Annotated in this window: 1 protein-coding gene; it reads right to left on the bottom strand. The window is 67.3% G+C overall.

Annotated features, from left to right (window positions below; translation table 11 throughout):
* Nucleotides 1-53: 53 nt before the first annotated feature.
* Nucleotides 54-490 (bottom strand): signal peptidase I (gene lepB / locus AC1DYG_RS19435; RefSeq protein WP_477641495.1); only part of this gene is annotated, 437 nt, incomplete at its 5' end.

The raw sequence follows: 490 nt of genomic DNA, 5'->3' as shown, positions 1-490 counted from the left end.
GCGAATGACGGTCCGTGGTGGCCAACTGCTCACGTGCTCGGGTACTCGGTTTCTCAGTTGCTCTGGATGTCGGGCGAATCGATCAGCCCCCACCGCGACGGCGGCAGGACGATCGCGACGGCCTTGCCGATGACATTGTCCACCGGCACGGTGCCGTTGTACTCGTCGCCGACGTGGTAGCGCGAGTCCGCGGAGTTGCTGCGGTTGTCGCCCATCACCCACAGGTTGCCCTCGGGCACCGTGTACGGCCCGAAGCAGCGCCCCGACTTGAGCGGGGTGTCGCAGGTCTGGACGCCCGGGGTGAAGGGGAAGTCGGTGACCACGTAGTTCTCGTCCAACGGCTTGCCGTCGACGAGGATCCGGCCCTGCTCGTCACAGCACTCGACCGTCTGGCCGCCGGTGGCGATCACGCGCTTGACCAGGTCGTTCTCGTCCGGCGGCACCAGGCCGACCATCGAGCCCACTTCCTGGATCCCGCGGACCACCGCGT

It is taken from the genome of Pedococcus sp. P1_H8 (assembly GCF_056405175.1).
This window is presented reverse-complemented; position numbering and strand designations above follow the sequence as displayed.